This window comes from Ideonella sp., assembly GCF_036277275.1.
Lineage (GTDB): Bacteria > Pseudomonadota > Gammaproteobacteria > Burkholderiales > Burkholderiaceae_C > Ideonella.
This window is the reverse complement of the sequence record NZ_DASUNH010000110.1, coordinates 1-18670: the sequence shown is the minus strand read 5'-3', so window position 1 is coordinate 18670 and position 18670 is coordinate 1. Positions and strand designations below refer to the sequence as shown.

General features: G+C 67.9%; 19 protein-coding genes. 16 read left to right on the top strand and 3 right to left on the bottom strand.

Features of this window, described 5'->3' with window-relative positions; all coding sequences use genetic code 11:
* The first annotated feature begins 387 nt into the window (after positions 1-387).
* From VFY73_RS18790 to nadE, 6 genes are all read left to right on the top strand, one after another.
* Entirely contained in the window at positions 388-1602 is a 1215-nt protein-coding gene (locus VFY73_RS18790; protein WP_329721584.1) for a diguanylate cyclase, read from the top strand.
* Positions 1603-1865: 263 nt separating this feature from the next.
* The gene (locus tag VFY73_RS18785; protein ID WP_329721582.1) at positions 1866-2510 is read left to right on the top strand and encodes a serine acetyltransferase; all 645 of its coding nucleotides are present in this window, start codon (positions 1866-1868) and stop codon (positions 2508-2510) included.
* A 6-nt stretch (positions 2511-2516) separates the two neighbouring features.
* Positions 2517-4469 (top strand): asparagine synthase (glutamine-hydrolyzing), encoded by a 1953-nt coding sequence (asnB, locus tag VFY73_RS18780; RefSeq protein ID WP_329721580.1) that lies wholly within the window; start codon positions 2517-2519, stop codon positions 4467-4469.
* A gap of 6 nt (positions 4470-4475) precedes the next feature.
* A complete protein-coding gene (locus tag VFY73_RS18775) occupies positions 4476-6026 on the top strand; it encodes a class I adenylate-forming enzyme family protein (protein WP_329721578.1) in 1551 nt (516 codons plus the stop codon).
* Entirely contained in the window at positions 6023-6268 is a 246-nt protein-coding gene (locus VFY73_RS18770; RefSeq protein ID WP_329721576.1) for an acyl carrier protein, read from the top strand. Before VFY73_RS18775 ends, VFY73_RS18770 begins: the two co-directional genes overlap by 4 nt.
* Positions 6246-7244 carry an NAD(+) synthase gene (gene nadE / locus VFY73_RS18765; RefSeq protein WP_329721574.1) on the top strand — a complete coding sequence of 333 codons (999 nt, stop codon included), beginning with the start codon at positions 6246-6248 and terminating at the stop codon, positions 7242-7244. The genes VFY73_RS18770 and nadE overlap by 23 nt, the downstream gene beginning before the upstream one ends.
* On the opposite strand, the gene metW is transcribed toward nadE, so the two are convergent.
* Together metW and metX are read right to left on the bottom strand one after the other, a co-directional pair.
* Entirely contained in the window at positions 7241-7825 is a 585-nt protein-coding gene (gene metW, locus VFY73_RS18760; protein ID WP_329721572.1) for a methionine biosynthesis protein MetW, read from the bottom strand. The genes nadE and metW overlap by 4 nt on opposite strands.
* Positions 7826-7933: 108 nt before the next feature.
* Positions 7934-9055, bottom strand: coding sequence for a homoserine O-succinyltransferase MetX (gene metX / locus VFY73_RS18755; protein ID WP_329721570.1), 1122 nt, complete (start codon positions 9053-9055; stop codon positions 7934-7936).
* Positions 9056-9285: 230 nt separating this feature from the next.
* On the opposite strand from metX, the gene VFY73_RS18750 reads away from it, so the two are divergent.
* The 6 genes from VFY73_RS18750 to VFY73_RS18725 all read left to right on the top strand — a co-directional run bounded on the left by VFY73_RS18750 (position 9286) and on the right by VFY73_RS18725 (position 14672).
* The gene (locus VFY73_RS18750; protein WP_329721568.1) at positions 9286-10332 is read left to right on the top strand and encodes an AI-2E family transporter; all 1047 of its coding nucleotides are present in this window, start codon (positions 9286-9288) and stop codon (positions 10330-10332) included.
* Between the two features lie 132 nt (positions 10333-10464).
* Positions 10465-11037 (top strand): TetR/AcrR family transcriptional regulator, encoded by a 573-nt coding sequence (locus tag VFY73_RS18745; protein WP_329721566.1) that lies wholly within the window; start codon positions 10465-10467, stop codon positions 11035-11037.
* A 51-nt stretch (positions 11038-11088) separates the two neighbouring features.
* The gene (locus VFY73_RS18740; RefSeq protein ID WP_329721564.1) at positions 11089-11700 is read left to right on the top strand and encodes an NAD(P)H-binding protein; all 612 of its coding nucleotides are present in this window, start codon (positions 11089-11091) and stop codon (positions 11698-11700) included.
* Between the two features lie 19 nt (positions 11701-11719).
* Positions 11720-11971 carry a hypothetical protein gene (locus tag VFY73_RS18735; RefSeq protein WP_329721562.1) on the top strand — a complete coding sequence of 84 codons (252 nt, stop codon included), beginning with the start codon at positions 11720-11722 and terminating at the stop codon, positions 11969-11971.
* Positions 11968-12426 carry a (2Fe-2S)-binding protein gene (locus tag VFY73_RS18730; RefSeq protein ID WP_329721560.1) on the top strand — a complete coding sequence of 153 codons (459 nt, stop codon included), beginning with the start codon at positions 11968-11970 and terminating at the stop codon, positions 12424-12426. Before VFY73_RS18735 ends, VFY73_RS18730 begins: the two co-directional genes overlap by 4 nt.
* A gap of 2 nt (positions 12427-12428) precedes the next feature.
* Positions 12429-14672 carry a xanthine dehydrogenase family protein molybdopterin-binding subunit gene (locus VFY73_RS18725; protein WP_329721558.1) on the top strand — a complete coding sequence of 748 codons (2244 nt, stop codon included), beginning with the start codon at positions 12429-12431 and terminating at the stop codon, positions 14670-14672.
* A 159-nt stretch (positions 14673-14831) separates the two neighbouring features.
* Here VFY73_RS18725 and VFY73_RS18720 read toward each other — a convergent pair whose 3' ends face one another.
* Complete coding sequence (locus VFY73_RS18720) at positions 14832-15038, bottom strand: thrombospondin type 3 repeat-containing protein (RefSeq protein WP_329721556.1); 207 nt, start codon at positions 15036-15038, stop codon at positions 14832-14834.
* Positions 15039-15255: 217 nt separating this feature from the next.
* Here VFY73_RS18720 and VFY73_RS18715 point away from each other — a divergent pair, with 217 nt between their 5' ends.
* The 4 genes from VFY73_RS18715 to VFY73_RS18700 all read left to right on the top strand — a co-directional run.
* A complete protein-coding gene (locus tag VFY73_RS18715; protein ID WP_329721554.1) occupies positions 15256-15909 on the top strand; it encodes a TetR/AcrR family transcriptional regulator in 654 nt (217 codons plus the stop codon).
* The gene (locus VFY73_RS18710) at positions 15906-16865 is read left to right on the top strand and encodes an HlyD family secretion protein (RefSeq protein WP_329721552.1); all 960 of its coding nucleotides are present in this window, start codon (positions 15906-15908) and stop codon (positions 16863-16865) included. The genes VFY73_RS18715 and VFY73_RS18710 overlap by 4 nt, the downstream gene beginning before the upstream one ends.
* A complete protein-coding gene (locus VFY73_RS18705; protein ID WP_329721550.1) occupies positions 16862-17809 on the top strand; it encodes an ABC transporter ATP-binding protein in 948 nt (315 codons plus the stop codon). Before VFY73_RS18710 ends, VFY73_RS18705 begins: the two co-directional genes overlap by 4 nt.
* Positions 17806-18670 (top strand): ABC transporter permease (locus VFY73_RS18700; protein ID WP_329721548.1); only part of this gene is annotated, 865 nt, incomplete at its 3' end. The genes VFY73_RS18705 and VFY73_RS18700, both read left to right, overlap by 4 nt.

The window sequence follows — 18670 nt, the reverse complement described above, 5'->3', positions numbered from 1 at the left end:
GGCGCGTCTGCCAAGGCAAACGCCGCGTGTTCCACGATAACCATCCGCCGCGCCGGTGCGGGTCGGTGGTTCTCGCGAACTGGGGTAGGTACGTTCCTACTCAACCGACCCACCCGCGTAACTGGTCGTAGAGGCGTGCAGCCATGGCGCCCGCCATGAAAAGCCGCTCTATTCAGGCGATAGCCACGAAATCAGGGCCCTAGAGTCCAGTGTCCTGTCCCACGAGTAACTGCCATTGGGATTCGACCAGATGGTGATGATGGTGCGGCCGGACGGCAGGCGTGCCAGCGCGCCATCTGGTCGAACCCGGAGGGCGGGCCGAAATGACGTGTGGGACAGGACACCAAGGCGCCGAATCTCGACCAAGCTGGCACACTGCCGCCCCGCATGAACCTGAAGACCCGACTCAACCTCGCCCTCGGCGCCTGCGCCGTATCGGCCGTGCTGTTGGCCGGGCTGTATATGCGCGGTCAGCTTCGTGAGCGTGCGCTGGCCGAGGTACAACGCGAAGCCGAGCTGCACATGGAGGCCGCCACCGCGCTGCGCAGCTATACCGCCGAACACGTGCGGCCGCTGTTGAACAAGGACCCGGCCCACTTCGAAGTTGCCTCGGTGCCCTCGTTTGCCGCGACAACCGCGATGCACGAGCTGCACCGCCGCTACCCGGGCGTCAGCTACCGCGAGGTGGCCCTGAACCCGACCAATCCGGCCAACCGTGCCACCGGCATCCACGCCGACATGGTGCAGACCCTGCGCAACAGCGGGGTCGACACCATACAGCGCCAGACGTTCGAAAACGGCCAGGAAATGCTTTACGTGGCCAAGCCGCTGCGCGTCAGCGACGCCGCCTGCCTGGCCTGCCACGGCGCGCCGGAGGCCGCGCCGAGCGCCATGCGTGCGCTGTACGGCGACCAACGCGGTTTCGGCTGGCACATGGGCGAGACCGTCGGCGCGCAGGTCGTCTCCTTGCCGATGACGGTGCCGCTGGAACGTGCGCAGCAGTCGCTGTGGCAATTCCTGATCGGCGCCTGCGCGGTGGTGCTCGCCGTCTTCCTGACGCTGAACGCGATGCTGCGCCGCGTGCTGCTGAACCCGATCGCCAGCCACCACGGCGAGCTGCACCGCCAGGCCCGCGAGGACGAGCTGACCCAGGCGATCAATCGGCGCGGATTTCTCGAAGCCGCCGAAGCGGCGTTGATGCGTGCCCGGGTGGATGGCGAGCAGCTGTCACTGGCGATGCTCGACGTGGACCGCTTCAAGCAGATCAATGACGAGCACGGCCATGCCGCTGGCGACGCAGTGCTGCGTGAGCTGGTGCGGCGGGTGCATGCGCGCGTGCGCGGGTCCGACCTGCTGGGCCGCCTGGGCGGCGACGAGTTCGCGCTGCTGCTTCCCGATGCCTCGCTCGACCAGGCACGCCAGCTCTGCGCCACGCTGCACGTCACGCTGCAACGCGAGCCTTACCCGCATGGTGGCACGGTCGGCATCAGCCTGGGTGTGGCGCAATGGCAAGACGACGAAACGCTGCCCTGCCTGTTGGCGCGCGCCGACCAGGCCCTGTACGACGCCAAGCGCGGCGGCCGCGGCCGCGTCGTCGGTTGAGCCCTGCTCCCCACGCCGCGGCGCCGCGCGCTTGCATCGCCTGAGCCGGCCCGCAAGGCCCCGCATTCCGGCGGCCCGCCGCCGGCGCGGCGCGTCGGGCATGGCGAAATGCCGCTCTTGCGCCCCGCCGGGCCTGCGCGCGAACCAACACCTTGACCGAGATCATGGGTCGCCCGGCCCATGGCGGCGATGCTGTCGGCGGCCGAGCGGCATCGGCGAACGGTGCGCGCAGACAAGAATTTCTGATGGAGGGCAGTCAGCCCATGTTCGACAACATCCGGCGTGACCATGAACGGCACGAAGGAGGCTGGGCCGGCCCCGGCCTCTGGATCGTCGCGGTCTACCGCTTCGGCATGTGGGCGGCGGCGCAACGCCAGCCCCTGCTGCGCTGGCCGGCGTGGCTGCTCTACCGCATCGCCCGGCTGCCGCTGCTGCCCTTCAAGGTGCACCTGTGGGCCGGCCCGCGCGGCGCGCAGATCGGCAAGGGCCTGGTGCTCATCCACCCCCACAACGTGATGATCGGCAGCGGCGTCGAGATCGGGCACGACTGCCTGATCTTCCACGACGTGACGATCGGCACCGGCCCGACCCCCGGCGTGCCGAAGATCGGCCACCACGTGGACATCTACGTCGGTGCCCGGGTGCTCGGCGGCATCACGATCGGCGACGGCGCGATGATCGGCGCCAACTGCGTCGTGACGCGCGACGTGCCGGCCGGCTCGGTGGTGCTGGTGGCCCCGTGCAAGGTGCTGCCGCGCGCACTGTCGACCTACGCGAGCGGCGCCGACCGGGCCAAGGCAGCGGCATCGGCAGGCGCTTCGGCCACGGCCCCGGTGGTGGGGGCCGCCAGCGACATGGCCGTCGCCGCCTCTGCCGGCCGACAAGAGCCCAACGCGGCCGGGGTCTGAGCGGCGATGTGTGGCATTGCCGGCATCCTCTCGGTCGATGGATCGCACCCGCCCGCGGCCGCGCAGCTGGCGACGATGATCGGCCAGCTTCACCACCGCGGCCCTGACGACACGGGGATGTGGTGCCAGGGCGAGATCGGGCTCGCGCACGCGCGGCTGTCGATCATCGATCCGACCGGCGGCCACCAGCCGATGGCCAGTGCCGACGGCCTGCTGCAGGTGGTCTTCAACGGCGAGATCTTCAACTTCGTCGAGCTGCGCGCTGCGCTCGAAGCGGCCGGCCGGTGCTTTCGTACGCGTTCGGACACCGAGGTCCTCCTGCATCTGTACGCGTTGCATGGCGACCGCTTCGTCGAGCACCTGAACGGCCAGTTCGCAATCGCCCTGTGGGACGTGCGGCGACGCCGGCTCGTGCTGGCGCGCGACCGGGCCGGCATCCGGCCGCTGTACTTCGCGTGGGTCGGCCGTCGGTTGCTGTTCGCGTCTGAAATCAAGGCCTTGTTCGCCATCGCCGAAATGCCGCGTCGCCTCGACCCGCGAGGCCTCGCCGAAGCGTTCACGTTCTGGTCCCCGCTGGCGCCGCAGACCGCGTTCGACGGCGTGCAGCAGTTGCCCCCCGGGCACCTGATGTGGGTCGGCGGTGGCCAGCAGCGGACCACCTGCTACTGGGACTGGGAGTTCCCGCCCCACGGCGCCGAAGACCTCGGCCGGGCCGAAGACCTGGCCGACGAACTGCGCGAGCGCTTGGTCGACGCTGTGCGCCTGCAACTGCGCGCCGATGTGCCGGTGGGGGCCTACCTCAGCGGCGGCCTGGACTCGTCGGTGATCACGACACTGATCCACCGCTGCACCGACACGCCGCTGCGCAGCTTCTCGCTCGCCTTCGACGAGCACGAGTTCGACGAGCGCTCGCACCAGCGCGAGCTGGTGGACCATCTCGGCACGCCGCACACCGAGCTGCGCTGCAGCCGCGCGGACATCGCCGCGGGCTTCCCGAAGGCGGTCTGGCATGCTGAGGCCCCGCTGCTGCGCACGGCGCCGGTGCCGATGATGCTGCTGGCGCGCAGCGTGCGTGAGCATGGCGTCAAGGTGGTACTGACCGGCGAAGGCGCCGACGAGGTCTTCGGCGGCTACGACCTGTTCAAGGAAGCCCGGGTGCGCCGCTTCATGGCACGCGCGCCGCAGTCACGCTGGCGTGGCCGGCTGCTGCAGCGCCTGTACCCGTGGATGCCGCAATCGCCCGGTGCCAGCGGTGCGCTGGCGCAGCGCTACTTCGGCGACGGCAACGGCTCGCCCGTCCAGCCCACCTTTGGCCACGCGCCGCGCTGGCTGACCAGCGGCCGCATCACGCGCTTCTTCACGCCGGCGCTGCGCGACGCGGTGGCCGGCTTCGACCCGATCGAGACGATCGAGCGCACGCTGCCGTCTACGATGCAGCACTGGTCGCCGCTCGCCCGCGACCAGTATGTCGAGGCGCACACGCTGATGTCGGGCTACCTGCTCGGCGCACAAGGCGACCGCATGGCGATGGCGGGATCGGTCGAGGCGCGCTTCCCTTTCCTCGACCATCGCCTGATCGAATTCGCCAACCGCCTTCCGCCCCGCTACAAGCTGATGGGGCTGACGGAGAAATACCTGCTCAAGCGCGCGATGAAGGGGCTGTTGCCCGAGTCGATCCGCCTGCGCGCCAAGCAGCCCTACCGCACCCCCGACAGCAGCAGCTTCTTCGGCGCCAACGGCCAGCCCGACGAGGCCTGCGCCGAGTTGCTGAGCGAATCGCGCCTGGTCGACGCGGGCCTGTTCGATCCCGGCGCCGTGCGACGGCTGCTCGCCAAGTGCGCGGCCGGGCGCGCTGCCGGCTTCGGCGACAACATGGCTTTCGTCGGCATCCTGTCGACGATGTGGCTGCACGAGCTCTTCGTGCGCGCCCGCCCGTTGCCGGCCGCCACGGCAGGCTGAGCCGCCATGCTGATTCACCAGCTGTTCGAGGCGAGCGCCGCGGCCGGGCCCGGGCGGACCGCGATCGTGTGCCAAGGCCAACCCATCACCTACGGCGAACTCGACCGCCGCGCAACGCGCTGGGCCGCCTGGATGCAAGACCAGGGCATCCAGCGCGGCGACCGCGTCGCCGTGTGCCTGGACAACGGCGTGGCCTTCGTGCTGGCGATGCTGGCCTGCTGGCGCTGCGGCGCCGTGCTGGTACCGATCGGGCCGCAGGCGCACGCCAGCCGGCTGCAGGCGGTGCTTGCCGACGCGGGCGCCGGACTGCTCGTCAGCCAGCCCAGCGTGCACGCACGCGTGGAGGCCGCACTCGACAACCTGACCGCGTTACGCAGCTGCCTGTGGGTCGACCCGGATGCGGCGCCCTGCGCAGCCGATGCAACTCGGGCGCCGTTCACCGCCCTGCCGACGATCGATCTTGACCTCGCCGCGCTGATCTACACCTCGGGCTCGACCGGAGAACCGAAGGGCGTGATGCTGAGCCACGCCAACATGGTCGCGGCCGCGCGATCGGTGCAGGCCTACCTGGACCTGCGGCCCGACGACGTGCTGGCCGGCCTGCTGCCGCTGGCCTACAGCTACGGCCTGTACCAGCTGCTGCTGGCCTTCCAGGTCGGCGCCAGCGTCGTGCTCGAACGCTCGTTCGCCTTCCCGGTCAAGGTGCTGCAGACGCTGGCAACGCAGCGGGTCAGCGTCTTCGCCGGGGTGCCGACGACGTTCGCGCTCTGGCTGGGGCTCAGAGAGGCCGCGACGTTCAACTGGCCCGAACTGCGCCTGGTCACCAACGCCGCGACCGGGCTGAGCCCCGAGACCATCGGCCGCCTGCGCGCGTTGCTGCCGCAGGCCCGGCTGGTGCCGATGTACGGCATGACCGAGTGCAAGCGCATCAGCTACCTGCCGTCCGACCAGCTCGACGCCCGCCCCGGCAGCGTCGGCCGAGGCATGCCGAACCAGGATCACTGGCTGGTCGACGAGGCCGGCCGGCGGCTACCCTGGGGCCGCACCGGCGAACTCGTGGTCCGCGGCAGCCACGTGATGCGTGGCTACTGGAACCGGCCCGATCTGACCGCGCAAGCGCTCAGGCCCGGCCCGCTGCCCGGCGAGCAGGTGCTGCACACCGGCGACCTGTTCCGCACCGACGATGAAGGCTGGCTCTACTTCGTCGGTCGCCGCGACGACATCATCAAGTGCCGCGGTGAGAAGGTCAGCCCGCGCGCCATCGAAGATGTTCTGTACACGCTGGACAGCGTGCTCGAAGCCGCCGTCGCCGGCGTGCCCGACCCGCTGCTCGGCGAAGCCATCGTCGCCTGGGTGGCGCCGCGCCCCGGTCGCCGGCTGACCGAACGCGAGGTGGTGCGCCACTGCAAAGACCAGCTCGACGCCGGGATGGCGCCGCAGCGTGTGGTCTTCGTCGACACATTGCCCAAAACCGACTCCGGCAAGGTCTGCAAGCGGCTGCTCGCCGCCGCCGCAGCCTCGCCCAACGACACCAGCCCAGAAAGGACCTTGCGTTGAAAGACATCAAGGCGCTCACGCGTCGCTACATCGAGGACTACATCCTGATGGGGGGCGGCAGCAACTTCGCCGACGGCGATTCGCTGATCGAGCACCGCATCGTCGACTCCACCGGTTTCCTCGAACTGATCGCCTTCATCGAAGACGAATGCGGCTTCAGCATCGACGAGACCGAAATGTTGCCCGAGAACTTTGAAAGCCTTGACCGCATCGACGCCTATGTACGCCGCAAGCTTGCCTGAAGGCCGCGACTGGCTGGCGCTGAACTGCGCCGACGAGGTCGACCGCATCACGCGCTGGATGCGCAACACCGTGGCGCAGCGGCTGCACCGGCGTGGCGTCGTCGTCGGCCTGTCCGGCGGCATCGACAGCTCGGTCTGCGCCGCGCTCGCGGTGCAGGCGTTGGGACCTGGCAAGGTCTTCGGCCTGCTGATGCCCGAGCGCGATTCGTCGCCGGACAGCGTGCGGCTGGGCAGCATGCTGGCGCAGCAGCTCGACATCGCGCACGAGGTGGTGGACATCGCCCCCGCGCTGCAGGCCCTGGGCTGCTATGCACAACGCGACGCGGCGATCCGATCGCTGTTCCCCGGCTACGGCGAAGGCTGGAAAAACAAGATCACGATCGCCGGCGGCAGCGCCGGGCAGATGAACTTCTTCCGCCTGGTGGTGCGGTCGCCCGAGGGCGAATTGCAGCAGGCCCGACTGCGGGCGCGCGAATACCTGGCGCTGGTGGCCGCCACCAACCACAAGCAGCGCGTGCGCAAGCTGCTCGAGTACTGCCATGCCGACCGCCTGCACCACGCCGTGATCGGCACGCCGAACCGGCTCGAGTACGACCAGGGCTTTTTCGTCAAGAACGGCGACGGCGCGGCCGACCTGAAGCCGATCGCGCACCTGTACAAGACCCAGGTCTACGCGCTCGCGCGCCACCTCGGCCTGCCCGACGACATCTGCCACTCGACCCCGACCACCGACACCTACAGCCTGCCGCAAGGCCAGGACGAGTTCTACTTCGCGCTGCCCTACCAGCAGATGGACCTGGCGCTGTGGGCGCACAACCACCGCCTGTCAGCGACCGAACTGGCACCGGTACTGGGGCTCACCCCCGAGCAGGCGGCCCACATCTACACCGACATCGAAGCCAAGCGCCGGGCGACGGCCTACCTGCACGCGCGGCCGGTGCTCGTCGAGCCCGTGGCCGAGGTGGCCGATGTCTAGCTGCGTTCGAACTTGAACACCGCCACGCTGGCGCGCAGGTTCGGCCAGCGGCGGATCACCTCGCCGCTTTGCAGGCCGAAGCTGTCGATCACCTCGAGCCCATTCTTGCGCGCCAGCACCTCGAAGTCCTTGTAGGTGCCGACGCGGATGTTCGGCGTGTCGTACCACTCATACGGCAGCGCGCGCGTCACCGGCATGCGCCCGCGCAGGATCGACAGGCGGTTGACCCAGTGCGCGAAGTTCGGGAAGCTGACGATGCCGATGCGGCCAACACGAGCGGTCTCGCGCAGCATGTTCTCGGTATTGCGAAGGTGCTGCAGGGTTTCGAGCTGCAGCACGACGTCGAAGCTGCGGTCCTCGAACAGCTTCAACCCCTCTTCGAGGTTGAGCTGGATCACGTTCACGCCTCGCCGCGCGCAGGCCAGCACGTTGGCATCGTCCAGCTCCACGCCATAGCCCGAACAGCCGCGCGTCTCACGCAGATAGGCCAACAGCTCACCCGTGCCGCAGCCCAGGTCGAGCACGCGGGCGCCTTGCGGCACCAGCCGGGCGATGACTTCGAGGTCTTTTCGCTCACTCATACGTATCGATGGGGTCGAATTTGATCAAGGTTCTTGCGCGGATCCGGCTTTGCCGGGCCGCTGCAAGGGTCCCCTCGGGGGGCAGCGAAGCGGCGGCGAGCGTGGGGGTCACAGGATCCGCTCGAAGTACGCCCGCATCACGCCGTGGTAGCGCGGATCTTCGAGCAAGAAGGCATCGTGGCCGTGCGGCGCGTCGATCTCGGCGTAGCTGACCTCGATTTGGTTGTCGACCAGTGCCTTGACGATCTCACGCGAGCGTGCTGGCGAGAAGCGCCAGTCGGTGGTGAAGCTGACGACGAGGAACTTCTTGTCGCGCGCCACCTTGAAGGCTGCCGTCAGGTCATCGCCATGCGCACGCGCCGGGTCGAAGTAGTCCAGTGCGCGGGTGATCAGCAGGTAGGTGTTGGCGTCGAAATACTCGCTGAACTTGTCGCCCTGGTAACGCAGGTAGCTTTCGATCTGGAACTCGATGTCCTGCGTGCTGTAGCCCAGCTCGGCCTCGCGCAGCTCGCGGCCGAACTTGGCCTCCATCGAGTCGTCGCTCAGGTAGGTGATGTGGCCGATCATGCGGGCCACGCGAAGGCCGCGCTTCGGGATCGCGCCGTGGGCGTAGAAATGGCCGCCGTGGAAATCGGGATCGGTCACGATCGCGCGCCGCGCCACCTCGTTGAAGGCGATGTTCTGCGCCGACAGGTTCGGCGCAGTGGCCACCGCCACGCAATGCCGCACACGATCGGTGTGGCGCAGCGTCCAGGCCAGCGCCTGCATGCCACCGAGGCTGCCGCCGACCACCGCAGCCAGCTGCTGGATGCCCAGGCGCGAGACCAGTCGCGCTTGGGCGTCGACCCAATCCTCCACCGTCACGACTGGAAAGTCGGCGCCATAGGGGCGGCCGGTCGCCGGATTCGGGTGCATCGGCCCGGTCGAGCCGAAGCATGAACCGGGGTTGTTGACGCCGATGACGAAGAAGCGCTCCGTGTCCAGTGGTTTGCCGGGGCCGACGAGGTTGTCCCACCAGCCGGTGCTGTTGGGTTTGTCGGCGTAATCGCCGGCCACATGGTGAGACGCGTTCAGCGCATGGCACACCAGCACGGCATTGCTGGCATCGGCGTTCAGCGTGCCGTAGGTCTCGTAGACCAGGGTGTAGTCGGCAAGCTGCGCGCCACTTCGCAGCGGCAACGGCTCGGCGAAATGCATGCTTTGCGGGACGACGAAGCCGACCGACCTCATGAAACCTGACCTCCAACGAAAAAACCCGGTACCGCAGCGAAGACGCGGACACCGGGTTCAAGTCGGGGCCCTGTTTAGCTGCATTTGGTAGAGCGCCCGCAATCCGGAACAAATCGGCGCTGTCAGGGGGAAGTCTATCAGCCCGCTTCACCACCACTTCGCGCAGCTTGGCCGCCGGCCTGCGCCGAGGTGGCATAGTCGCCGGCGGGGAAACACTGAGAAGGGCAGGCATGAACCACAGTCTTCAGCATTACGCCCGACTGGCGGCCGTCGTGGTCGTTGTCGTCGGCTGCTATCAGGTCCTGCATCCATTCATCCCGGCGCTGTTGTTCGCCGCGGTCGTCTGCACCGCGAGCTGGCCACTCTATCGGCGCCTGCGCGACGCCGTCGGCGGCCGCGCCGTCTGGGCCGCGCTGCTGATGACACTGCTGCTGGTCGTGCTGGTGATCGGCCCGTCGACGCTGCTCGCCCTGAGCTTGGCCGATGACGTGGCCTCGATGTTCGACGGAGCGCGCAACCTGCTCGACCACGGGCCGCTGCAGCCGCCCGGCTGGCTGCGCGATGTGCCGCTCGTCGGCGCCGCGCTGGCCGACTACTGGCAGCGCATCGCCGCCAGCCGCGAGGAGTTGAATGCGCTGCTGAAGAGCCTGTTCGAGCCGGCGCGCATCGTGCTGCTGGGCGCCGGCAAGGCGATCGGCGGCAGCCTGCTGCAGCTGACGTTCGCCACCTTCATCGCGTTCTTCTTCTACCGCGACGGCGAACAGCTGGTGCGAGCCGCCCGCGCGATCCTGGCCAAGCTCGCAGGGCCCCTGGGCGACACGCTGCTGTCGACGATCAACGGCACGGTGATCGGGGTCGTGCACGGTATCTTCGGCACTGCGCTGGCGCAGGCCATGGTGGCGCTGGTCGGCTTCTTGATCGCCGGCGTTCCGGGAGCGTTGGCGCTGGCCTCCGCGACCTTCTTGCTCTCGATGATCCCGGTCGGCCCGCCGCTCATCTGGGGTGGTGCGGCGATCTGGCTCTTCGTGCAGGGCTCGGTGGGCTGGGGCATCTTCATGGTCCTCTGGGGCCTGTTCGCGGTCAGCTCGATCGACAACGTCGTCAAGCCCTTCCTGATCAGCCGCGCCAGCAGCTTGCCGCTGCTGCTGATCCTGCTCGGTGTGTTCGGCGGCATCGTCGCCTACGGCTTCATCGGCATCTTCATTGGCCCGCCGATGCTCGCGATCGGGTTGACGCTGGTGCAGCTGTGGACGACGACAAAACCCGACGCCGCCTGACGCTGGCCGCAGATGGGCCTCACGGCTTTTGGCGCTGACCTCCGGCGGCTGGCGCGACGCGCGTCTGGCGATTCAGCCGGTGCAAGAAAGCACTTTTAACCGAATAAATGTTCGTGTACGATCCAAATCACGATGAGGCCCAAGGACGAGAAAAAGGTTGAAGCCATTGCCGCTGCCGTCTACCGGCTGGTGGCGCGCCATGGTCTGTCTGCCGTGACCTTGGCCGACATCGCCCGCGACGCAGGCGTCGCGACCAGCACGCTGTACGTCTACTACAAGTCCCGCGAGGATTTGCTCGACGATGTGTACCAGAAAGCCAAGACGGCCACCGTCACACGCTACGCACAGAATGACGAACCGCAGGCCTCGCTGAAGTCGAGAGTGCGCCGGATCTGGAACAACATGGTGGACAACCGCATCGAGAACCAGCAACAGATGGCTTTCCTCGAGCAGTACTACCACTCCGAGTTCCTCAGCGAGACCAGCCGCGCGATGAGCCAGCGCATGTTGGCGCCGTTCATCGAGCTCATCGTCGCCGGACAGAAGAGTGAGCAACTCAAGCCCGTGCCGCCGCACCTGCTGGCAGCGAGCGTCATGGGCCTGGCGAAAGAGACCGCAGTCCTCGTCGCCCGCGGCGATCTGCCAAACGACGAAAAGACCCGCATCAGCGGCTTCCAGATCTGCTGGGACGCCGTCAGGGCATGAAGCCGGTTTCTTTTGATTTTTAACCGAACCGTTTTTCGCTAAAAAGCACGCATGCCAAACCGAACCGTCCTCATTGCAGGCGCCACGGGCCGCGTGGGCCGAGAGATTCTGCAGGGCCTGTTGACCGACCGGACCGTCGACGCGGTGCACAGCCTGGGCCGCAAGAGGCCCGCGGCACAACATCCGAAGCTGACGGCCCATGTCGTCGACTTCGCCAGGCTGCCCGCCCTGCCACCGGTAGACGAGGTGTATCTGGCGCTCGGAACGACGATCAGGGTCGCCGGAAGCCAGGCCGCACTTCGCGCCATCAACTACGAGGCCAATCTGGCCGTGGCCGCGGCGGCGCTGGCCGCAGGCGCCAAGAAACTCGGTCTGGTGAGCGCGATGGGCGCCGACTCCCGTTCGAACGTCTTCCACAGCCGCGTGAAAGGCGAGCTCGAAGACGCTTTGGCGAAGCTGCCGTTCCAGGGCACGGCCATCGCGCGGCCATCGGTGCTCGTCGGAAAACGCAACCTCGTCGGAAGGGCGGTGGGATTCCTCATCGCCGCGCCGATCAACGCGTCGGCAGTGGCCAAGGCATTGCTCTCGGTCGTCCCGTACGCCAAGGGCAGAACGCTCTTGCTTCCCGGTTCGTCGCGGTGCGAGATGCTGCCGTCCTTCTGAACCAGATCGGAGTTCGAACATGGCCAACCGAACCGTCATCGCAGCGGGCGCCACGGGCCTCGTGGGCAGAGAGATCTTGCAGGGCCTTCTGGCCGACCCGAGCGTGGCCGCGGTGCACAGCCTGGTCAGCGCGACGGGGGCCGATGCCGGGTCAGAAGTCTTCTACAGCCGCGTGAAGGGCGAACTCCAGGACGCCTTGGCGAAGCTGCCGTTCGAGGGACTGGTCATTGCGCGCCCATCGATGTTCGAGCCACCACGGAGCCCCGCATGAAACTGAACGTCAACGGACACGACCACGAGGTCGACGTCGAACCCGAGATGCCGCTGCTGTGGGTGCTGCGGGATGAACTGCACATCACCGGCCCGAAGTACGGCTGCGGCATCGGCTACTGCGGCGCCTGCACGGTCCACGTCGGTGGCACTGCGGTTCGCTCGTGCTCGATGCCAGCGAGCGCGGTGGCGGCACCCGTCGTGACGATCGAAGGGCTCGGCCAGCCCGAGGCGTTGCACGCCGTGCAGAAGGCCTGGGTCACGCACCAGGTGGCGCAATGCGGCTATTGCCAGGCAGGGCAGATCATGACCGCGGCGGCCTTCCTGGCCACGGTGCCCTCGCCCACGGACGAACAGATCGACCAGGCGATGGCGGCCAACCTGTGCCGCTGCGGCACCTATCCCCGCATCCGCGAGGCGGTCAAGACCGCGGCGAAGATGCTGAAGGGGGCCTGACCATGAGCCGAGTCAAGACCATCGCACGCCGCACCTTCCTCATCGGCTCCGCCGCCGTGGCGGGCGGCGTGGTCTTCGGTGCCTATCAGGTGCGCAAGGCGATTCCCAATCCGTTGGCCGAGGGCTTGATGCCCAGTGAAGCCGCGCTGACCCCGTGGGTGAGGATCGACAAGGAGTCGGTCACGCTGATCACTCCGCACACCGACCTGGGCCAGGGCGCCTACTCGGTGCAGGCGGCACTGATCGCCGAGGAACTGGACATCGAGTTCGGCCAGTTCCGCATCGGCCCGGGCGTGCCTGCGCAGGCCTACTACAACCGCGCCCTGTCTGCGGAGCAAGTCCCCTTTCACTCCCACGACACGGGCTGGCAGGCCGAGGCCATGCGCGACGTGATGGGCGGGCTGTTCAAGGTGATGGGCCTGATGGTGACCGGCGGCTCATCGACGGTGCCAGACGGCTTCGACAAGCTGCGCGAGGCGGGCGCTGTCGCTCGCGAGACGCTCAAGCTCGCCGCTTCGCGCCAGACCGGTGTACCCGTCGCACAACTGAAGACGGCGCGCGGCGCAGTGCAGTTGCCTGACGGTAAAGAGCTGAAGTACACCGAGCTGGCCGAGATCGCGGCGACGTTGGAGCCGGTGCACGAGGTGACGTTGCGCGCCCCTTCTGAGTGGCGCCTGATCGGCAAGCCGATGCAGCGCCTGGATATCGTCGCCAAGTCCACCGGCACGCTGCACTACGGCATCGACTTGAGTGTGGAAGGCATGGCGCATGCCGCCGTGAAGGTCAACCCACGCCAAGGCGGCAAGCTGAACCGGTACGACGACAGCAAGGTCAAGGGTCTGCGAGGCGTGAAGAAGATCCTGCCCGTGACGAACGGCGTCGCGGTGGTGGCCGACAACACCTGGCGCGCGATCCAGGCCGCCAAGGCCATCGAGTGCGATTGGGGCCCGGCGCCCTACCCGGCAGAAATGAAGGACCATTGGGCCGCGATCGCAGCAAGCTTCACACCGGAGCGGATGGACAAGGAGTGGCGGCACGACGGTGACGTCGACAAGGCGTTGACGGACGGCCCTGTCGTCGAGGCGGAGTACCGCGCGCCCTACCTCGCCCACGCGCCGCTGGAACCGTTGAACGCCATCGTCAAGGTCGGTGAGGACGGCGTAGACGTGTGGGTGGCGCACCAGATGCCGCGCTTCGTGCAGCAAAAGGTCGCGGCGGTTGTGGGCGTGAAGCCCGAACATGTGCGCTTCCACCAGCAATACGCGGGCGGCAGTTTCGGCCACCGGTTGGAGTTCGAGAATGTCACGCTGTGTGCCGAGATCGCGAAGCAGATGCGCGGCACGCCGGTGAAGCTGACCTACTCGCGCGAGGAAGACTTTGCCCACGACTTCCCGCGCCAGATCGGCATGGCGCGCGGCAAGGGCGTGGTGAAAGACGGCAAGGTGCATGCGTATGACCTGCAGGTGGCCACGGTCAGCTCGTCTGCGTCGCAGTCAGCGCGCCTGGGCCGGTCCAAACCTCCGGGCGCGGATGGCCAGATCGCCGCAGGCGCGTGGAACCAGCCGTTTGCCGTGCCGCACTTCCGCATGCGCGCCTACAAGGTGCCGGAACTGGCACCGACCAGTTCGTGGCGTTCGGTCGGGGCCTCGACCCAAGGCTTCTTTGCCAACGCGTTCCTGGATGAACTGATCCACGCGGCCGGGGCCGACCCACTGCAGGAGCGGCTTCGGCTGTGCAATCACGGGGTCTCGCGCAAGGTGCTCGAAGCGGTCGGCGAGATGTCCAACTGGGGCACGAAACTGGAGCCCGGCCGCGGGCGCGGCGTGGCCTTCGTCGACAGCTTCGGCGTGCCGGTGGCCGAGGTGGTGGAGGTCACCCAGACCGACAAGGGCATTCGCATCGACAAGGTGTTCGTGGCCGTCGACGTGGGCCGCATCGTCGACCCGGTGAACTTCGACAACCAAGTCAAGGGCGCCGTCGTCTGGGCCCTGGGCCATGCGATGAACTGCGAGATCACCTATGCCGACGGCATGGCGCAGCAGACGAACTTCTCGCAGTTCCAGGCCATGAGGCTGGACCAGTGCCCACGTATCGCCGTGCGTGGCCTGGAGAACGCACCGCGCATGCGCGGTATCGGCGAACCACCGGTGCCGCCGGCCGCCCCCGCACTCGCCGCGGCCATCTTTGCCGCCACCGGCAAGCGGTTGCGAGAGATGCCGTTCAGCAAGTTCGTTGATTTTGTCTAGCGCAATGAGTTGGTTGTCTGGCTCGGCGCAAACCGCAGCAATGCCAGTGGCATCGCGAGGGATTTGCAACGACGCCAGGCGGCCAAAGACGCGCTTTTTGTGTTCCGCTAGCGTCGAAAGCTGCACGGGCGGCTATCGCCCGCCCGCGCTTACTCGACGTCAGCGCTGGTACGGCGTGTACGGCCGTCGGTCGTAGCGGTTGGGCACGCCGTCGTTGTCCCGGTCACGGTCGTACCGGTTCGGCACACCATCTCTGTCTCCGTCGTGCACGTATCCCGGACGCGGGGCCGCCGGTGCCACCACGCAGGCGCTCAAGGTGGCCAGTGATGCGCCGCAGAGGGCAATCATGCAAAGTCGTTTCAGCATGGTCAATTACTCCTTCGTGATCAGCCCAATGTGCCTCCCCGAGCCAATGCGCGGCATCGGCCATTGGACCGAAGTGGTGTAGGAAAAAGCCGTCAGCGCTTCCGCTGCCAGCGCAGTCCCAAGCCCCCGCCGTTCGCCGGAGGAAACACGTCAGGCGTCACGCCCCACCCGCCCGCATGGGCTTGCCATTTACTGGTCACTCGACCAATAATTCACCGTGGCCCGCCCATCCCAAGGCATCGATCAAGCCCTGCTGCGCAGCGGCCTGGCCCTGCTGCCGCAACTCGGCTGCGCCGGCTTGTCGGTGCGGCGGGTGGCTGAGCATGCGGGCGTCAACCCGGCGATGTTTCACTACCACTTCGGCAGCAAGGCCGCGTTCCTGCAGGCGGTGCTGCAGCAGCTGTACGAACAGATGTTCGCCAAGCTGTCGGCCGGGGCCACGCGCGAAGGCCCGGTGCTCGATCGACTGCAGGCTGCGCTGATCACGCTCGGCACCTTCGTGCGCGAGCATCACGCGTTGGTCGGCCGGCTGGCCGTCGATGCGGCCAATGGCGAAACGGTGGTGCACGACTTCGTCCGCGCCAACGCGCCACGCCACCTGGGCCTGCTGATGCAACTGATGGCCGAGGCCGAAGCAGCCGGCGAGCTGCAACCCGCGCCGCCGCTGCAGCGCTTTGTGTTCTTGATGGGTGCGGTGCTGTCGCCAATGCTGGCGGCGCCCGCCATGGCATCGCTCGGCGTTGCCCCGGCCATCGTCGGCAATGCAGTGCAGGCCCAGGTGCTGAGTGACGCCGCCATCAAGCAGCGCGTCCAGATGGCGCTGATCGCGCTGCGCACGCCCCCATCCGCCAGGCTGAGGAAGAAAGCATGAACCGATTCCGGACGGGCACCGCCGCACTTGGCGCCCTTGCCCTGTTGAGCGCGTGCAGGGCGCCCGTCGACTCGGGCTGGTCGGGTTATGCCGAAGGCGACTACATCTACGTCGCCGCGCCGGTGGCCGGGACCTTGAAGAGCGTGTCGGTGCAGGCCGGGCAACAGGTCATGGCCGGCGCGCCGCTGTTCACGCTCGACGCGACGCCGGAACGAGCCGCACGCGCCGAAGCCGATGCCCGCGTACTGGCGGCCCAGGCCCAGGCCGAGAACACCACCAAGGGCCGGCGCGTCGACGAGGTGGCCGTCGTGCGCGCGCAGCTCGCTCAAGCGCGGGCGCAAGCCGCGCGGGCCGAGACCGAGTGGCTGCGCCAGAAGGCGCTGGTCGATCAGAACTTCGTCAGCCAGTCGCGGCTGGACGATGCGACCACCGCCCGCACCCAGGCCCGCGACCGCGTCACCGAGCTCGAAGCGAGCCTGCGCGTGGCCACCCTGCCCGCCCGTGTGGACGAGCGCGAAAGCGCCAAGGCCCAGGTCGAAGCGGCGAAGCAGGCCCGCCAACAGCTGGTCTGGCGCGAGCAACAAACGTTGCAGGCCGCACCAGCGGCCGGTCTTGTGGCCGACACCTTCTGGCGTGCCGGCGAGTACGTGCCCGCCGGCCAGCCGGTCGTTTCGCTGTTGCCGCCCGAGGCGCGCAAGGCCCGCTTCTACGTACCCGAGGCTGAGCTCGGCGGTCTGAAGATCGGCCAAGCGGTGAAGCTGCGTTGCGACGGTTGCGGCGCGCCAATCAACGCGCGCATCAGCCGCATCGCGACACAACCCGAATACACCCCGCCGGTCATCTACTCGAACACCCAGCGCACCAAGCTCGTCTTCATGGTCGAGGCGCGGCCCGAACCGGCCGATGCGATCAAGTTGCACCCCGGGCAACCGCTGGACGTGAAGCCCGTCCCATGACCGACCTCGCGATCGACGTCAAAGGCCTGACCAAGCGCTACGACGGCCGCGCGGTCGTCGACAACGTGAAGCTGCAGCTCGCCACCGGGCGTATCTGCGGTTTTCTCGGACCCAACGGCAGCGGCAAGACGACCACGATCCGCATGCTGTGCGGCCTGCTGACGCCCGACGCCGGCGAAGGCACCTGCCTTGGGCTGGACCTGAAGCGTGACGCGCTGAAGATCAAGCGCCAGGTCGGCTACATGACGCAGAAGTTCGGCCTCTACGAAGACCTGTCGATCCGTCAGAACCTCGACTTCGTTGCGCGCCTGTTCGAGCTGGACCAGCGGCCAAAGCGTGTCACCGCCGCACTCGATCGGCTGGGGCTGGCTACCCGTGCGCAGCAATTGGCCGGGTCACTTTCGGGCGGCTGGAAGCAACGCCTCGCGCTGGCCGCCTGCCTGCTGCACGAACCGCGCCTGCTGCTGCTGGACGAACCCACCGCCGGTGTCGACCCGAAGGCGCGGCGCGAGTTCTGGGACGAGATTCACCGCCTCGCGGCCGAGGGCATCACGGTGCTGGTGTCGACCCACTACATGGACGAGGCCGAGCGCTGCCACGAGCTGGCCTACATCGCCTACGGCAAGCTGCTGGCGCGCGGCACTGAAGGCCAGATCATCGAGCAGGCGAAGCTGACGGTGTGGGCTGTGCAGGCGCCCGGTGACCCGGCCTCGCTGGGCCGGCTGCTCGCGCCGCTGAAACAGGCGCCCGGCGTGCTGAGCGTGGCCGCATTCGGCAGCACCGTCCACATCGCCGGCCAGGATGCCCAACTGGTCGAGGCCGCCATCGCCCCATTCCGCGACCGGCCTGAGCTGCGCTGGTCGCGCGCCGATGCGAACCTCGAAGACGTCTTCATCAGCCTGATCGGCCAGGCGCCGGACAATTTTTCGGTGGCCAAGCCATGAGCGCGCGTTTCTCATGGGCCCGCATGCTGGCAATCTTCCTGAAAGAGTTCCAGCAGATGCTGCGCGACCGGCCCACCTTCGGCATGGCGGTGGGCGTGCCGATCCTGCAGCTGGTGTTGTTCGGCTATGCGATCAACACCGACCCGCGGGGCCTGCCGACCGCGCTGGTCAGCATGGACAGCGGGCCGCAGGCGCGCGAGCTGGTCGCGACGCTGCAGAACACCGGCTACTTCCGCATCGATGCGCGGCCCGCCAGCGAGGCCGAAGGCGAGGCGCTGCTGGAGCGCGGCGAGGTGCAGTTCCTGGTTGTCATCCCGCCGGACTTTTCGCGCCGTCTGGTGCGCGGCGAAAGGCCGGCACTGCTGGTCAGCGTCGACGCCACCGACCCATCGGCCTCGGGCAATGCGCTGGCGGCGTTGGCGGCGTTGGTGCCGCGTGCGATGCCCACCTCCCTGGTCGGCCCGCTGGCCAGGCTCGCCCAGAAAGAGCCGCCGTTCGACTTGCGGGTGCACCGCCGCTACAACCCCGAAGGCCTGGCGCGATACAACATCGTGCCGGGGCTGATCGGCACCATCCTGACGATGACGATGGTGATGCTGACCGGCCTGGCCATGACGCGCGAGCGCGAGCGCGGCACGATGGAGAACTTGCTGGCCACGCCGGTTCGGCCGGTTGAGGTGATGCTGGGCAAGATCTTGCCCTACGTCGTGATCGGCTACATCCAGCTTGGCGTGATCCTCGGTGCCGCATGGCTGCTGTTCGAGGTGCCGATGGTGGGTAGCCTGACGCTGCTGATGGCGATGATCGGCGTCTTCATGCTGGCCAACCTGGGTGTCGGCTTCACGTTTTCGACACTGGCGA

Excerpts from the sequence above, each read along its gene's own strand:
- VFY73_RS18790 (WP_329721584.1), top strand. The coding sequence starts at position 388 with ATGAACCTGAAGACCCGACTCAACCTCGCCCTCGGCGCCTGCGCCGTA.
- VFY73_RS18785 (WP_329721582.1), top strand. The coding sequence starts at position 1,866 with ATGTTCGACAACATCCGGCGTGACCATGAACGGCACGAAGGAGGCTGG.
- asnB (WP_329721580.1), top strand. The coding sequence starts at position 2,517 with ATGTGTGGCATTGCCGGCATCCTCTCGGTCGATGGATCGCACCCGCCC.
- VFY73_RS18775 (WP_329721578.1), top strand. The coding sequence starts at position 4,476 with ATGCTGATTCACCAGCTGTTCGAGGCGAGCGCCGCGGCCGGGCCCGGG.
- nadE (WP_329721574.1), top strand. The coding sequence starts at position 6,246 with ATGTACGCCGCAAGCTTGCCTGAAGGCCGCGACTGGCTGGCGCTGAAC.
- metW (WP_329721572.1), bottom strand. The coding sequence starts at position 7,825 with ATGAGTGAGCGAAAAGACCTCGAAGTCATCGCCCGGCTGGTGCCGCAA.
- metX (WP_329721570.1), bottom strand. The coding sequence starts at position 9,055 with ATGAGGTCGGTCGGCTTCGTCGTCCCGCAAAGCATGCATTTCGCCGAG.
- VFY73_RS18750 (WP_329721568.1), top strand. The coding sequence starts at position 9,286 with ATGAACCACAGTCTTCAGCATTACGCCCGACTGGCGGCCGTCGTGGTC.
- VFY73_RS18745 (WP_329721566.1), top strand. The coding sequence starts at position 10,465 with ATGAGGCCCAAGGACGAGAAAAAGGTTGAAGCCATTGCCGCTGCCGTC.
- VFY73_RS18740 (WP_329721564.1), top strand. The coding sequence starts at position 11,089 with ATGCCAAACCGAACCGTCCTCATTGCAGGCGCCACGGGCCGCGTGGGC.
- VFY73_RS18735 (WP_329721562.1), top strand. The coding sequence starts at position 11,720 with ATGGCCAACCGAACCGTCATCGCAGCGGGCGCCACGGGCCTCGTGGGC.
- VFY73_RS18730 (WP_329721560.1), top strand. The coding sequence starts at position 11,968 with ATGAAACTGAACGTCAACGGACACGACCACGAGGTCGACGTCGAACCC.
- VFY73_RS18725 (WP_329721558.1), top strand. The coding sequence starts at position 12,429 with ATGAGCCGAGTCAAGACCATCGCACGCCGCACCTTCCTCATCGGCTCC.
- VFY73_RS18720 (WP_329721556.1), bottom strand. The coding sequence starts at position 15,038 with ATGCTGAAACGACTTTGCATGATTGCCCTCTGCGGCGCATCACTGGCC.
- VFY73_RS18710 (WP_329721552.1), top strand. The coding sequence starts at position 15,906 with ATGAACCGATTCCGGACGGGCACCGCCGCACTTGGCGCCCTTGCCCTG.
- VFY73_RS18705 (WP_329721550.1), top strand. The coding sequence starts at position 16,862 with ATGACCGACCTCGCGATCGACGTCAAAGGCCTGACCAAGCGCTACGAC.